This is a genomic window from Parabacteroides leei, from assembly GCF_023369805.1.
GTDB lineage: Bacteria > Bacteroidota > Bacteroidia > Bacteroidales > Tannerellaceae > Parabacteroides > Parabacteroides leei.
Window position 1 is genome coordinate 63,255 of the sequence record NZ_JAMBQG010000017.1, and the last position, 14,776, is coordinate 78,030.

Consider the following 14,776-nt stretch of genomic DNA (forward strand, 5'->3'; position numbering starts at 1 on the left):
AATCTTCAATAACGTGAATAATTATTCTCTTCCGGGGTATTCTGCAGTGAAGGTTTCGAAACAACCGCGATCCTGAAGAGTGATGTAGCAGCGTCGATTATCCGAACCTCCGAAGGTTATGTTCGAAGGTTTTTTGCCTTTTAGTTGTATTTCACGAATCAATTTGCCTTTCGGGTTGATGATGGCAACGGTCCCTTTATCATAACGGCAGAGGTATAAGTTCCCTTTCACATCACAGCGGATACCGTCCATCCCGAAGTCTTCAAAGGTGTGGAAAAGCTTTTTATTTTTGAGCGTCCCGTCCGGTTTGATATCATAGGCCCAGACCTTCAGCTGAGCAGACTCGTTGACATATAGCTTCTTTCCGTCGGGGCTTACGTCGATGCCGTTGGTCGTTCCCATATTATCTTCCAAAAGACTCACTTTTCCATCGGGTGTGATCAACCAGAGCTGTCCTTTTTTGTTGGGCCAGTCCGGATCGCTGGCGTACAAATTTCCGTTGGGGGCCAGGGTGATGTCGTTGGGTTGGTTCATCTTCGATTCATGGGCATATACGCTGATTTCTTTGGTTTTCATATCTACCTTCAGGATATTGTGCCCGGTATAATCGGCAACCAGCATATTCCCTTCTTTATTGAATCGGATACCGTTGCCTGTGGAACCTTCCGGTAGTGTCACGAAGCATTCGTGCGATCCGTCCGGATACACAATGCCGATCGTCCCTTCTTTAGCGTAATTCACGGCATAGAGGTTTCCGGCTTTGTCGGTGGCTGGGCCTTCTATCCCGTTCGTGAAAGTGCCTTCGGGCAACAGGTCGGTCGTCTCCCGTTGGGAGGTTACTTGTGAGGTGGCTATCAGTGTGCTGCACAGGCAACTAATAATATAGAGGAATATTACAGGTGTTTTCATGATCTGTTATTTTATTGTTTCCAGAATCCGGGAACGAGTAAAGTCAATACGGTAAATATTTCCAGACGGCCTGTCATCATCAGGAATGAAAGGAACCACTTGGATACGACAGGGACTTCAGAGAAGTTATCGACCGGCCCCAGCTTTCCGAGTCCCGGTCCCACGTTGCTTATGGCTGAAACGGCAGCTCCGATCGACTCCTCAAACCCCAGTCCGTCAAGCATCAGGACGATACAACTTACCACAATAAGGAGCATATAGGCAACGGCAAAAGCCAGTACACGGTGTACCACTTCACCGGATACGATATGTGTATCCATCCGCACCGGAATAATGGCATGGGGATGAGTTTGTTTCTTGAACTCATTGAAGAGGTTTTTGGAAAGGATGGCGAACCGCCCTATTTTTAATCCCCCACAGGTAGAACCGGCACAACCGCATATAAACATCAGGATCAAGGCTATCATCCAGAAGAACGGTCCCCAGGGAATGTAGTTCTCTGTAGCAAATCCACAGGTGGAGACTAAGGTCACTACCTGGAACGAGGCTTTCCTGAACGCCGATAAAAAGTCGGTAGCAAACCCCTGGTACATTACCCAGGCTGTAGAAACAGCGATCATAATTGCTACAAACCAGAAAAACCAGCGAAACTCTTCATCGTGGAACAGTTTTTTCACATTTCCGTTGAAGCAAAAATAGATCAATGTCATATTGGTTGCTCCGATAAACATGAATATGGAGATGACATATTCTATGTAAGCCGAATCCCAGTAAGCGATACTGCTGTTTTTGGTTGAATATCCCCCGGTAGAGATTGCAGTCAAGGCATGGTTCACTGCATCGTATAAATCCATGGGGCCTATCCATAACAGGCCGATCAATAGGAGAGTAAGGAATAAATAAACACCCCAGAGCCGTTTGGCTACCTGGGTAACACGCGGACGGAACCGCTCGTGTGTTATTCCAGGGGTTTCCGCATTGAACAGCTGGGTCGCTCCTCCGCCCAGAATAGGCATCAGGGCTACTGTAAATACGATCATACCGATACCTCCCTGCCACTGCGTAAGACTTCGCCAGAACAGGACACCTTTCGGTAACGCTTCTATATCAGTCAGTATGGTAGAACCGGTGGTGGTAAACCCCGACATCGTTTCAAAAAATGCATCCGTCACATTGTCTATATATCCTCCCAGATAGAAAGGAAGCATGCCGAATAAAGAGAAAAGTATCCAGGTGAATGTTACGGTAAGCATCCCCTCCCGTCGTCCGGCAGAATATTCGTTGGCACGGAAACCGATTGCATAGAGTGTTACACCCGTCCCGAACAGGATTCCACAGGAAAGCAATAAAGGATACAGGTCGTTCCCTTTGTAGAGGAATGCAACGACTGCCGCCATCAGCATGAACAGTGTCTCGAGGATGCACATCATCCCCAGCATTTTTATTATGAAACGTACATTCAGTAACATACTAATTAAAATAATCTTCCAGTTTACGCATGGCTGTTTCCAGGCAGAAAACAACTACGTGGTCGTAAGCTTGTATTTGAGTATCACCTTTGATCATCATCGGTTCTCCGTCTCGTATCAGTCCTCCCAGTGTCAGGTCTTTCGGCAGACGCAGGTCTTTTACCTGTTTACGCGTGATTTTCGAGTCTGGACGTGCCACCAACTCTGCCACATCGGCGTTGGCGAATGTCAGGAACTTCACGTTCGACACGTCGGCATCCAATAGGAACTGGTAGATATGGCTGGCTGCTATCAGTTTCTTATTGATAACCGAACCGATATCCATATTTTCCGCCAGTGGGATATAGTCGATATTTTCGATTTTGGCGACCGTTTTGAATACACCGAAACGCTTTGCTGCCAGACAGGCCAGTATGTTCGTGCTCGAGTTGTCTGTCAGAGCGACAAAGGCCTGTGCATCTTTGATACCTTCTTGGATAAGCAGTTCCGTGTCGCGTCCATCGCCGTTAATTATCAATACGTTGCTGGGTACTACTTCCGCTATGCGGTGACTTTTCTCTTTGTTGGTTTCCAGTATTTTGACACGTATATTATTCGGCAGATACTGGCTGGTACGGATAGCGATGCGGCTTCCTCCCATGATAAATATCTTCTTTACTTCCGGGTCCTTTTTGCCGGCATGTATCTGCACGTCTTTGATATGCTCTTTCGTTGTGGTAAAGAATACGATATCTCCCGGTAAGACATAGTCGGTACCCCGCGGGATGATCGTCTCGTATTGCCGTTTGATGGCAACGATATGGTAGAGCTTCTGTTCGTTCAGCAACTCGGCCAGTTGCCTGTTTACCAGCCGTGAGTTTTCACGAACCTTTACTCCGATCAGGATCAGAGCTCCTCCAAACAGTTCCCAATACTGGCGTGTCCACGGACGGCGTACGGCATTTACAATTTCCTTGGCTGCAAGCATCTCCGGATAGATCATCGAATGGATACCCAGCTTTTCGAACAGTTCTTTATTCTTGGGCAAAAGATATTCGTAATTATTGATGCGGGCCAGTGTTTTGCGTGCTCCGAGCTTGGAGGCGAGGATGCTGGCTGCGATATTCGTTGTCTCTTCAGGTGTAACGCTGACGAACAGATCTGTCTTTTTTATTCCGGCTTCTTCCAGATCACGGATTGAAGTAGGGTTCCCTACCATCGGGAGGATCTCCATGTTGGAGTTCGTGAAATTCAATCGCTCCTCACTCGGGTCCATCAGGATGATATCCTGTTGTTCCTGCGATAACATCTTTGCGAGATGCGTACCCACTTCGCCTGCCCCGGCAATAATAATTTTCATGTTGTTACTAATTAATCGTTCATCATCTTTCTGATCTCTTCCGCGATACTGCCGGCATTCAGGCCGCATAGCTTGTATAATTCGGGGATTGATCCGTGTTCAATGAATGAGTCGGGTATACCGATGCGTTTCACCCGCGGAGTATATCCGTTATCTGCCATGAATTCAAGTACGGCAGTGCCAAAACCGCCTTTCACCACTCCGTTTTCTACGGTGATGATGCGTTTGAACTTTTTGCCTACTTCATGTAATAACTCTTCGTCGATCGGCTTCAGATAAATCATGTCGTAGTGGGCAACCGATATGCCTTCACCCTTCATTTCACTGATGGCTTTTATAACTTCGTTTCCGATCGGACCCAAGGTCAGAATAGCTATGTCGTCTCCTTCGTTCAATTTTTTTCCTTTGCCGATGGGCAGTACCTGCATCTTATTTCGCCAATCCCTCATTTCTCCCTTACCTCGCGGATAACGGATCACAAATGTTCCCGGAGCTTCTTTATATCCGGTGTACATCAGGTTTCTCAGATCCAGTTCATTGAGAGGGGAGGCGATGGTCAGGTTCGGGATGGGGCGGAGGTAAGCGAGGTCGAACATTCCGTGATGTGTGGCTCCGTCTTCACCTACCAGTCCGGCGCGGTCGAGGCAGATCACCATATGCAGCTTTTGCAGTGCCACATCATGGATCAGGTTGTCGTATGCACGTTGCATAAACGACGAGTATACATTACAGAAAGGGATCATCCCTTCTTTGGCCAGTCCGGCGGAGAAGGTCACTGAATGTCCTTCCGCAATCCCGACGTCGAATGCGCGTTTGGGGAATGCTTTCATCATATGGATCATCGAACTGCCTGTCGGCATGGCGGGGGTAATTCCCACGATCCGTTCGTCTTGTTCGGCCAGTTCTACCAGCGTATGTCCGAATACATCCTGATACAGTTGCGGTTCATCCAGATTGTGTATAATGATGCGTTCTCCGGTTTCCTTGTTAAACTTGCCGGGAGCATGCCATTCGGTGGCCGACTCTTCCGCAGGTTTGAAACCTTTGCCTTTCTTTGTTTTAATATGTAATAACTTAGGACCTTGCAGGTCTTTTATATCGTTCAGCAACTTGATCATGTAGTTTACGTCATGTCCGTCCACCGGACCGAAGTAACGGATACTGAAACCCTCAAACAGGTTGTGTTGCTGTGTAAGCAATGCCTTCAGGCTATTATTGAAGCGGATGATATTCCCCCGGCGGTCGTTGTTTATCAGCTTCATCTTTTTCAGGCCGCGATACACGTCGTAACGCATTTTGTTGTATGCCTGGCTGGTTGTGATATCTACCAGATACTGGCTTAGTCCTCCCACACAGTTGTCGATAGCCATATCGTTGTCGTTGAGGATGATCAGCAGGTTGTTGGGGTTAGCCGAGGCATTGTTCAGCCCTTCGAAAGCGAGTCCTCCCGTCATGGCTCCGTCGCCTATTACAGCGATTACGTGGCGGTTCTTTTCTTCTTTCAGCGCTGAGGCGACCGACATACCCATGGCTGCCGAGATCGAGTTGGAGGCATGGCCTGCAATAAATGCGTCATAGGGACTTTCTTCCGGGTTTGGGAAGCCGCTGATGCCTTTAAATTTACGAAGTGTATGGAATGCCTCCCTGCGTCCGGTCAGAATTTTATGTCCGTATGCCTGATGGCCTACGTCCCAGACAATCCGGTCGTATGGGGTGTTGAATACGTAGTGAAGGGCAACGGTCAGTTCCACCGTTCCCAGGCTTGCACCCAGGTGTCCGGGATTTTCAGAAAGTATATCTATTATGTATTGACGCAACTCTGCACATACTTCCCCCAACTTTTCCTGGGGCAACTCTCGTAAATCCTCCGGATAGTTAATGACGTTCAATATGTGTTCATCCTTGCTCTCTGTCATATCTGCTAATTTTGTGGCAAATGTAAAGAATTAACGGCACATAAAATAGTTTTAACGGGGCATTTCTTTAGCATAATGGTTAAAACGGGAGGGCTGTAGTGTCTTTATCTGTGGGTGCTGCAGTTGTTTGGTGTGGCTGTCCGAGTCATTTCCGGTGGGTGTTGCGGCTATTTCCTGGTAGTTGCCGCAGCCATTTTTAGTAACTGCGGCAGTCATTTTCATTATTTGTTCAAGGAAGAAGAACTTTCGAAATAACCGTGTTCCTTCACGACATTCCCTTTGTCGTCGAAATAAACTTTCATTTCTTTCTGTTCACGGGTCATCAATACTACCTTGTATTTTACGAATGTACTGTTGTTTGAAACATAAACCGACTTGATCAGGCAATCCTGATACGCTTTGTTCACTCCCTCCTGTAAGATCTGGGGGATTTCTGTGATGTCGATTTCATAAAACTTATCTGTATTCTCTGTTTGTGCATCGTTACCCGGTGTGTTCTGAGCCTGGATCTGTGATGTGCATACGGCGCTTACGGCAATCATTGCCATTAAAATAATCTTTTTCATACTTTCTTTTTTACCTTAAAAACCTAAAACCTAAATTTACCTATTGCCCTATATTACGCAATATCCGTGCCAAAATGCAAGTGTGAGGATGCGTGGAAAAGTAATGTGCTGTAAACTTGTTGCTTATCCGTCTGATATCCCATTCTGTCCGCAAGATGAAAAACAAACCCGGTGGAAGATATGGGGAAATATTCCCTATCCTTCCGGGGAATTCCACAAATACCCCGTAAACCATCCTCCTTCTCTGATTGTTTATCTTTTTGCACTCCAGTAGCTGTGTTAAAAAAATTACTACCTTTGTGAACTTGGGATAAATAAACGATTCCGATATATAATTGCAGTGATAATCAGTATGAAACAAACGAGTATAATAATCACTTTTCTCTCTATTCTCCTGTTGACAGCCTGTGTAAATAAGCCGACGGAAGGGAATATAGTAACCGTAACGATCGAACCCCAACGCTATTTTGCCGAGAAGATTGCCGGGGATAAATTCAAGATAAACTGTGTGGTTCCTGCCGGGCAAAGTCCGGAAACATACGATCCCACTCCCCAGCAAATGATACAGGTCGGGAAAAGTATCGCTTACCTGCGTATCGGCCCTATCGGTTTCGAACAGGCCTGGATGGATAAGATCCGTGAGAATAATCCGAAGCTGGAGATATTCGATACTTCCGAAGGAATGAAGTTGCTGACCGATACGGAAGAAGATGCCCATGCGCATGATCATGCCGGTCACGACCACGATGCCCATGCCGCAGAGGACGCCCATCACCACCATCATCATGGTGGAGTGGACCCGCATATCTGGAGTTCCATCGTCGGTGCTAAAGTCGTAGCCTGGAACACGCTGAATGCTTTTATCGCATTAGATCCCGATAATACGGAATACTTCTGGAAGAATTATAATGAATTAGTGGATGAAATAGATAAAACGGAAACGGAGATCAAGCAACTGCTCGATCCGCTGACCGACCGTACTTTTATCATCTATCATCCGGCCTTGACCTATTTTGCCGACGAATTCAACCTGATACAGTTGTGTATCGAAATGGATGGCAAAGAGCCTTCGCCCGCCCAACTGAAGATGTTGGTGGAAACAGCCCGCGAGAACAACGCCCGTGTAGTCTTTATCCAGCAGGAATTCGATCAGAAGAATGCGGAACTGATAGCCAAGGAGACCGGATGTAAACTGACTGTGATTAATCCGTTGGCTTATGACTGGTCGAAAGAAATGATTCATATTGCAAAAGCATTGGCAGATGGACAAACTCATTGAAATAGACAAAATAACAGCCGCCTACGGCAGCAAGGTCGTCTTGAAGGATGTCTCCCTGACCGTATGGAAGGACGACTTTCTCGGGATTATCGGACCGAACGGCGGTGGAAAGACAACACTATTGAAGGTGATCCTCGGATTGCTTCAGCCGGTATCCGGTTCTATCCGTTTTTATCAGGATGGTGTAGCTGTATCTTCTCTGCGTATCGGTTATCTTCCCCAGTTGAATAATATCGACCGGAAATTTCCGATCTCGGTATGGGAGGTGGTCGCTTCCGGACTAGCCGCCGAAAAGCCCCGTTTCCGTTCGTACACGGGAGCCCAGAAATTACGTATCGACGAGGTGATCCGGCAAATGGGGCTCGAAGAGCTTTACACCCGATCGATCGGTGAATTGTCCGGTGGACAGCTGCAACGCGTTCTGTTGGGGCGTTCCATTGTTTCCCGTCCCCAGTTATTAATCTTGGACGAACCTAATTCGTATGTCGACAAACGATTTGAGTCGCGTTTCTACAAACTGTTGGAGGAGATCAACAAGGAGAGTGCGATCATTCTTGTTTCGCACGATATCGGTACGGTTCTGGCAATGGTAAAGAATATAGCTTGCGTAAACGAAACATCGCATTATCATTCCGGCGTAGATGTCACCGAAGAGTGGTTGGGTGAGAAATATGCCTGCCCGATTGAACTGATCGGACACGGTAACCTGCCGCACCGGGTATTGAAAACACACGAACATTAATTTTCTTTTTCCATGTTACACCCACTTTGTTTAATCTCATTGCCGGAAATCGGCGTTATCGTTGGCATCGCAGTAATTCTGTTTGGTTGTAAGGCGGTTTCACAGAACCCTTTTATCAGCCGGGGACAGAAGGTTGTCTGGATATTGATTATTGTCGTACTCAACTGGATCGGCTTGTTGTGGTACTACTATACTTATTATATGAAGAATAAAGACTGATATATGAAGATATTGATTACAGGAGCAAGCGGTTTCATCGGAGGTTTTCTGGTGAAGGAAGCGTTGCGCAGAGGCTATGAAACCTGGGCGGGTGTACGTGCAACAAGCAGCCGTGAAAACCTGCAGGATGAACGGATACGTTTTATCGACCTGAAATATAATAATCAGGAGGCGTTGACTGCCCAATTGACGGATTTTGTCCGCGAACAGGGTGCCTGGGATTATGTGATCCATAATGCCGGCCTGACCAAGACGTTGGATAAGAAGAACTTCTTCCATATTAACGCTGAAAATACGCATCACTTCATAGAAGCTCTGGCCGCTGCCGGGTGTAAGCCGAAAAAGTTTCTTTTGATGAGCAGCCTGAGTAGCTATGGACAGGGAGACGAAACAACTTTCCGCCCGATCTGTCTGGATGATCCGCAGCAACCCGATACGGCTTATGGGAAGAGTAAATTGGTGGCGGAGAACTATGTGCGCAGCCAGTCGCATTTCCCTTATGTGATCCTGCGTCCGACCGGTGTATATGGTCCCGGTGAGAAAGATTATTTTATGGAGATCAAAAGTGTAAAGTCAGGCTTTGATTTTGCCGTAGGCTTTATTCCCCAGCGTATCACCTTTATTTATGTTAAAGATCTGGCAACTGTGGCTTTCCTTGCTTTGGAGAATGAAGCCGTTCGTAACCGCCATTACTTTGTGGCCGATGGGGATGTATATACCGACGAATCGTTTGCACGGATGATACAAGATATACTCGGAAAGAAACGGGTGTTACATGCCCGTATACCGTTGGGACTGGTCAATGTGGCCTGCCATTGTTCCGAATGGATCGGTAAGTTGCTGAACAAGAGTATGACACTTAACACCGATAAATATATCATCCTGAAGCAACGCAACTGGATTTGTGATGTTACGCCGCTTCAGGATGAACTTGGTTTTACTCCTGAGTATCCTTTACGTAAAGGATTGGAGGAAAGTATCGAATGGTACCGGAAAGAAGGGTGGTTGTAGGTTAATCTACTTTCTTTACGGAACCTAACCCTGCCCTATCCTCTCTGATGGAAGGGTTCCCTTTATATTTTACCGTGCCCATGCCGGCAATCTCGACGTTGAGCTGGTCCTTTGCAAAAGTTTCGATCGTGCCTTTTCCGGCTATCTCGCACGATAAAGTCGAGAGTTCGTAATCGAAGGCATGCACTTTGCCCATGCCGGCAATCTCGAATTCGGCCTTTTCGCCTGCGCCTTTCAGGTTGAATGTGCCTTTTCCGGCTATCTCCCCTTTAAACACTCTTGCATACAGGGCATCTGCGTTTAGCGTACTTTTACCGGCTACACTTACCTCCATTTGGTCGACTGTCACTGTATCTCTTAACTCTATTTTCGTATTGCCTGCCGTTCTGAATTTCACTTTCTCGTTTGACGCAAATTTGCCGTTCAGATTAAACACTTCGATTCCGGCCATATCCGCTTTTTTCAATGAAGAAGAGTTGGTGGTGATGGTAAACTCTGTCGAACGGAGTCTGATCGACTTTTGGCTACGGTCTTTTGGACGGATAACCAGTTTGTTGTCTTTTGTTCCGAACTCAAACAAATCGTAAATATTTTGATCGACCGTTACCGTCAGAGCGGGAGCAGATTCCTGCTGTGAATAATTGAATATGATTGAAGTGCCTTGTACCTCAATCGCATCGTAATCGGTGATATCGATTGTCTGGGTAATTACGTTTCCGTTGCCTTTGACAGACGGCATGAAGATACATCCCGAAGTGAATAACAGGATGACGGACAGTACAGATAAATAGAGTGTTGTTTTCATATCGTTATATTATTTGACTTCTTCTACGCTACCTTTTCCAATTACTTTCTGCTGGACGGCAGTCGGGCCTTTGTAACGGATATTCCCCTTACCGACAATATTGGCTTTCAGATTGTTGGTCGGGTGAACTTCCATTGTTCCGTTACCGGTCATTTTACAGCTCAGTTCGGGTACATCTACACCAAAGGCCATGATCTCGCCACTGCTGGTGATGCTGTATTCGCCTTCTTTGGCTGTCCCTTTTTTCAGGTTGATAGTACCGGAGCCGTTGATGCTGCATTCCAATTTGTCGGCTTGCAGGTTGTTGACTACCATATTGGCGCTTCCGGATACATTCAGTTCGAGTTTACCCATTTTAACCAGCTCCTTCAACTGAACCAGGCAGTTCGAGTTCGCCTTGATTTTCAGTTCATCCCCTGTAAGTGTGCTATTGATCATAAAGTTTGCATTTCCAGCCGCTTTTACCTCTTTCAGCCATTTCGAGTTGGTCTTAATAATGAATTTGGTATAATGGTCTACTTTGACTCCTTTGAAACCAACGGAGAGTTCCCGGTCTTTTATATCTATGTTTACAAATTCATGCAGGTTCTCATCGACTGTTACCTCGATGTAAGGCTCTGCATTCGATTGTTCGTAGTTAAAGTCGATAACGCCATCAATTTTGATCGCATTGTAATCGTCGATCTTTATTTTCTTAGTGGTAAGAGTACCGTTCCCTTTTACATGATCGGCTGCCTGGACTGTAAATAACAGTCCCAATAACATGATGATAGATAATAACCCTTTTGTTCTCATAATTTAATTGTTTAGTATTGCCTTTCCTTAATATAGACGCGACCTGAATGAGGTCGGTTACAAAAATAGGGGTAATTTAATTTATAATTCTTACATTTATTGACTTTTCTCAGGAAATAAATGGTAAGATAGTCTTTATAGCAATAAAAACGACCCGAAGATTTCTTTTCTACAAATACCTGTATGAAAAGAAATTCCGGGTCTACTACAACTCTCCCTATATTGTATTAGTTCACATGATCGATATCACTTGAGCCGCTTGAGCTCTTTTTCACTTCAGGATTGCCTTTGTATTTGATGTCGCTGCTGCCGGATGCGGAAGCATTCAGTTTTTCGGTCACGTTCGTCAGTATATCGGAACTGCCGCTGGCAGAACATTTCAGGCGTTTCACAACGAAATCGTACGATTTGATATCGCTGCTGCCACTGCAATGATATTCGCCGTCGTTGGCTTTTCCGGACATTTTGATATCGCTCGATCCGGAAGAACGGCATTCTATCTTGTCGCATTCAAGGTTACTGGCTTTGACGTCGCTTGCTCCACTCAGGCTTATCTTGCACAGGTTGGATATGCGAACCGGGTTTTCCAGGTATACGTCGCTTGCCCCGGATGCATTTATTTCCAGGTTATCTCCCGTCAGTTTGCTTTGCAGGAAGAAATCCATGCCTCCGGAAATACCCAGTTTTCTTAATTCTTTGGAGTGGCTGTTAATTTCCAACTGTGTCGGATTGATTTGAGTCCCCATTCCTGTACCAATAGTCAGGACGTTTCCGTCGGACTTGATATTCAGTAGTGGAAGCAGGTTTTCATCTATTGTGATATTTAAACTTGCACTTCCCGATTGCTGGGTGTAGTTGAAACGGGGCGATTTGTTTTTCTTTGTGAAAGACATGTTGCCACTTTCGATGCCTTGACCTACTTTGATCTCGTTATAATCGGATACCTGGATTTCCTTGGTGATGATATTTCCGTTTCCTTTTACCTTCTTCGCATGACAAGCTATGGTGCCGAAAGTCATTAATCCTATGAGTGCTAATGCTATTGCTTTCATAATATTTATACTTTTAAGTTTGTTTATCTTTTAGTTCGCTTTTTTCAGTTTGCCTGATCCGATGATACTTTTACTGGTGGTCGGATCACCTTTGTAATATACGTTTCCGCTGCCTACGATATTGGCTTCCAGTCGTTTTTTAGCATAAGCCTGGATATTACCACTACCGGCAATATTACACTCTACTTTGCCTGACTGGCAATCGTAGGCTTTAATGTTTCCGCTTGCGGCAAGATTGTATTCTGCCTGTTCGGTCTTTCCTCCTATCTGAATGAAGCCACTGCCTGCCAGGCTACATTCAACTCCATTCAGGTTGATGTCGGATGCGACGATGCTGCCTGAACTGGCCAGGTTGATTTCCATTTTGTTTCCTGTCACTTTCTTTTTCAGGAGAATGTTTCCACTGCCTGCCATATTGATTTCCAGTTTGCTTATATTGAGCGGACTGGATATAATGAAATTACCGGAGGAAACAACGTTCAGTTCCTTTATTTCACGCGAATTGGTTACCACCTTGAACGTCGTCGGATTCAGGTTGTAAGTATTACCGTTGCGGCTGTTTTTATTTATTCTTTTGGGACTGACTTTTAGTTCTTTGCCATCAACCTTTATCTCCAGTAATTCATAGAGATTTTCATCGATCATGACTTCCAGATAAGGAGCGGCATCCGATTGTTCGTAGACAAACTCCATGACACCTACTGTCGATATCTCGTTATAATCGTCGATTGAAACCGTTTTTGTAATTACATTCCCGTTTCCATCTACTGTTTTTTCAGTGACGGCAGATCCCGCCAGTGTGGTCAGGAGGCAGGCGATAAGAAGAAGTACTTTTGTTTTCATCTGTCTTTATTTTTAGTTCTTTCTTTATAAGACGAACGTAATCCGGTTTCGGTTGCATATCTGAAGAACTTTTTTTAGAAAAAAATAAAAAAGAAAACCGCAACCCGTATTTACAACGGATGCGGTCTCTTTGCTTCCCAACGAAGCAATCTCACGATTCCTCCTTTGCAAAGACTTGTTAACCTTAGATCTAAAATACTATGAAAAAAACTCAATGCAAATATAAGAGGAAATATATTATATGCAATATACTATTGTATCAATTTATTGTAAATTTGTCACTTTATGATTCAAAAGTTATATTTTTTGACCGATTTATTCTATAATCCCAAACTTTTCCGGAATGGAATCCATAATATTGAATAGTTCGGCTACTGTTTCAGCGCGAAGCATGGCAACGCGTGTCGGCTTAAAGTCGGCAATTCCTTTGAAAAGAGGAGTGGCTGCCAGATGACGTCGGATATGTAAAATACCACGACGTTCGTCGAGACGTTCCACACTTTGCATGACCTGTTGTTTCAGGATATCCAGATACCAGGTGAATTTCTCGTCGGGCAATGCCGTTCCGTTCGTCAGGTAATGTTTTACTTCGCGGAATATCCAGGGGCGGCCGATACTACCGCGTCCGATCATGACGCCATCCACTCCGTATTGGTCGAAACGCTGTTTGCAGGCCTCGGCAGAAGTTACGTCGCCATTCCCGATGATAGGGATATGCATGCGCGGATTGTTTTTTACCTCGCCGATCAGTGTCCAGTCGGCTTCACCGGTGTACATCTGTGCGCGGGTGCGTCCGTGGATAGAGAGAGCGGCAATCCCGCAATCCTGTAATTGTTCGGCCAGGTCGACAATGATTTTATTATCGGCATCCCATCCCAGGCGGGTTTTTACTGTTACGGGGATGTTGACGGCTTTTACCACTTCGCGCGTTATTTCCAGCATCAGTGGAATATTCCGCAACATACCTGCTCCGGCTCCTTTGCCTGCCACTTTCTTTACCGGGCAGCCGAAGTTGATATCGAGAATGTCGGGGCGGGCGGCTTCGCATATCTTTGCTGCTTCCACCATCGCTTCCACTTCTTTACCATATATCTGTATAGCTACCGGTCGTTCGTCCTCGGCAACGGTCAGTTTCTCCTGTGTCTTGTTCACGCTGCGGATCAGTGCATCGCTCGATACAAATTCCGTATATACCATGTCTGCACCGAAACGTTTACACATCAAACGGAAAGAGATGTCCGTCACATCTTCCATCGGTGCCAGGAATACCGGATGTTCACCTAAATCTATTGAGCCTATCTTCATACCTTCTTATTATTGACCACAAAAGTACAGCTTTTCTATTAAGTTTCATGAAAGAATGGTGTCCAATCTCCTGTCTACTACGAATTATAGTAGATTAACTATGCATTGTAGTTGTATTACTGGAAAATATAGTTATATTTGGGCATTCCTTTATTAAAACGACAGATTATGATACGGTTAACTGCAAAAGAAGAAGAAATATTAGGTTACTTTTGGGCGAAAGGACCTTTGTTTGTCCGTGAATTGCTCGACTTACAGGAAGAGCCCAAGCCACATTACAATACCCTTTCGACTATTGTCCGTACTTTGGAGGAGAAAGGATATATCGGTTACAAGGCCTTTGGAAATACCCATCAGTATTATGCTTTGGTCTCGGAAGACGAATACAGGAAAAAGACACTGAAGCAGGTGGTCGATAAATATTTCGACAACTCTTATACTCGTGTGGTCTCTACATTGATAGAGGAAGAAGCTTTGACGCTCGATGAATTGCAGGAGTTGATACAACAGATCAAGAACAAGTAAA

Annotated in this window: 16 protein-coding genes; 5 read left to right on the forward strand and 11 right to left on the reverse strand. The window is 45.4% G+C overall.

The features are described from left to right. Positions 1–21: 21 nt before the first annotated feature. The 6 genes from M1P97_RS20230 to M1P97_RS20255 are packed head-to-tail and all read right to left on the reverse strand — an operon-like array spanning position 22 to position 6,199. Positions 22–909: an SMP-30/gluconolactonase/LRE family protein gene (locus tag M1P97_RS20230; RefSeq protein WP_249390034.1), complete on the reverse strand. Its 888-nt coding sequence runs from the start codon at positions 907–909 to the stop codon at positions 22–24. A gap of 11 nt (positions 910–920) precedes the next feature. Continuing rightward, positions 921–2,378 carry a TrkH family potassium uptake protein gene (locus M1P97_RS20235; RefSeq protein WP_195373170.1) on the reverse strand — a complete coding sequence of 486 codons (1,458 nt, stop codon included), beginning with the start codon at positions 2,376–2,378 and terminating at the stop codon, positions 921–923. Position 2,379: 1 nt separating this feature from the next. After that, entirely contained in the window at positions 2,380–3,717 is a 1,338-nt protein-coding gene (gene trkA, locus M1P97_RS20240; protein WP_195373171.1) for a Trk system potassium transporter TrkA, read from the reverse strand. Between the two features lie 11 nt (positions 3,718–3,728). Beyond that, the gene (gene dxs, locus M1P97_RS20245) at positions 3,729–5,633 is read right to left on the reverse strand and encodes a 1-deoxy-D-xylulose-5-phosphate synthase (protein ID WP_249390035.1); all 1,905 of its coding nucleotides are present in this window, start codon (positions 5,631–5,633) and stop codon (positions 3,729–3,731) included. Positions 5,634–5,684: 51 nt separating this feature from the next. Further along, positions 5,685–5,849 (reverse strand): hypothetical protein, encoded by a 165-nt coding sequence (locus M1P97_RS20250; protein ID WP_195373173.1) that lies wholly within the window; start codon positions 5,847–5,849, stop codon positions 5,685–5,687. A gap of 5 nt (positions 5,850–5,854) precedes the next feature. Next, a complete protein-coding gene (locus M1P97_RS20255) occupies positions 5,855–6,199 on the reverse strand; it encodes a hypothetical protein (protein ID WP_195373174.1) in 345 nt (114 codons plus the stop codon). Between the two features lie 352 nt (positions 6,200–6,551). Here M1P97_RS20255 and M1P97_RS20260 point away from each other — a divergent pair, with 352 nt between their 5' ends. From M1P97_RS20260 to M1P97_RS20275, 4 genes are read left to right on the forward strand one after another with little or no spacing between them, the layout of a single operon-like run. After that, the gene (locus tag M1P97_RS20260) at positions 6,552–7,478 is read left to right on the forward strand and encodes a metal ABC transporter solute-binding protein, Zn/Mn family (protein WP_249390036.1); all 927 of its coding nucleotides are present in this window, start codon (positions 6,552–6,554) and stop codon (positions 7,476–7,478) included. Next, positions 7,462–8,220 (forward strand): metal ABC transporter ATP-binding protein, encoded by a 759-nt coding sequence (locus tag M1P97_RS20265; RefSeq protein ID WP_195373176.1) that lies wholly within the window; start codon positions 7,462–7,464, stop codon positions 8,218–8,220. The genes M1P97_RS20260 and M1P97_RS20265 overlap by 17 nt, the downstream gene beginning before the upstream one ends. A 12-nt stretch (positions 8,221–8,232) precedes the next feature. Next, on the forward strand, positions 8,233–8,439 hold the full coding sequence (locus M1P97_RS20270) for a hypothetical protein (RefSeq protein ID WP_249390037.1): 207 nt from the start codon (positions 8,233–8,235) through the stop codon (positions 8,437–8,439). Positions 8,440–8,442: 3 nt separating this feature from the next. Next, positions 8,443–9,450, forward strand: a complete 1,008-nt coding sequence (locus M1P97_RS20275) for an NAD-dependent epimerase/dehydratase family protein (RefSeq protein WP_195373178.1) — start codon at positions 8,443–8,445, stop codon at positions 9,448–9,450. Between the two features lies 1 nt (position 9,451). Here the strand turns inward: M1P97_RS20275 and M1P97_RS20280 are convergent, their stop codons facing one another. From M1P97_RS20280 to dusB, 5 genes are all read right to left on the reverse strand, one after another. Then, the gene (locus M1P97_RS20280; RefSeq protein ID WP_195373179.1) at positions 9,452–10,255 is read right to left on the reverse strand and encodes a GIN domain-containing protein; all 804 of its coding nucleotides are present in this window, start codon (positions 10,253–10,255) and stop codon (positions 9,452–9,454) included. A 9-nt stretch (positions 10,256–10,264) separates the two neighbouring features. Beyond that, a complete protein-coding gene (locus tag M1P97_RS20285; protein ID WP_249390038.1) occupies positions 10,265–11,050 on the reverse strand; it encodes a head GIN domain-containing protein in 786 nt (261 codons plus the stop codon). Positions 11,051–11,277: 227 nt separating this feature from the next. Next, the gene (locus M1P97_RS20290) at positions 11,278–12,102 is read right to left on the reverse strand and encodes a head GIN domain-containing protein (RefSeq protein WP_249390039.1); all 825 of its coding nucleotides are present in this window, start codon (positions 12,100–12,102) and stop codon (positions 11,278–11,280) included. Positions 12,103–12,132: 30 nt separating this feature from the next. Further along, positions 12,133–12,945 (reverse strand): head GIN domain-containing protein, encoded by an 813-nt coding sequence (locus M1P97_RS20295; RefSeq protein ID WP_249390040.1) that lies wholly within the window; start codon positions 12,943–12,945, stop codon positions 12,133–12,135. 315 nt (positions 12,946–13,260) lie between these two features. Then, a complete protein-coding gene (gene dusB / locus M1P97_RS20300; protein ID WP_249390041.1) occupies positions 13,261–14,250 on the reverse strand; it encodes a tRNA dihydrouridine synthase DusB in 990 nt (329 codons plus the stop codon). 168 nt (positions 14,251–14,418) lie between these two features. Between dusB and M1P97_RS20305 the strand changes: the two genes are divergently transcribed. After that, positions 14,419–14,775, forward strand: coding sequence for a BlaI/MecI/CopY family transcriptional regulator (locus M1P97_RS20305; RefSeq protein ID WP_075559183.1), 357 nt, complete (start codon positions 14,419–14,421; stop codon positions 14,773–14,775). The last annotated feature ends 1 nt before the right edge of the window (position 14,776 follow it).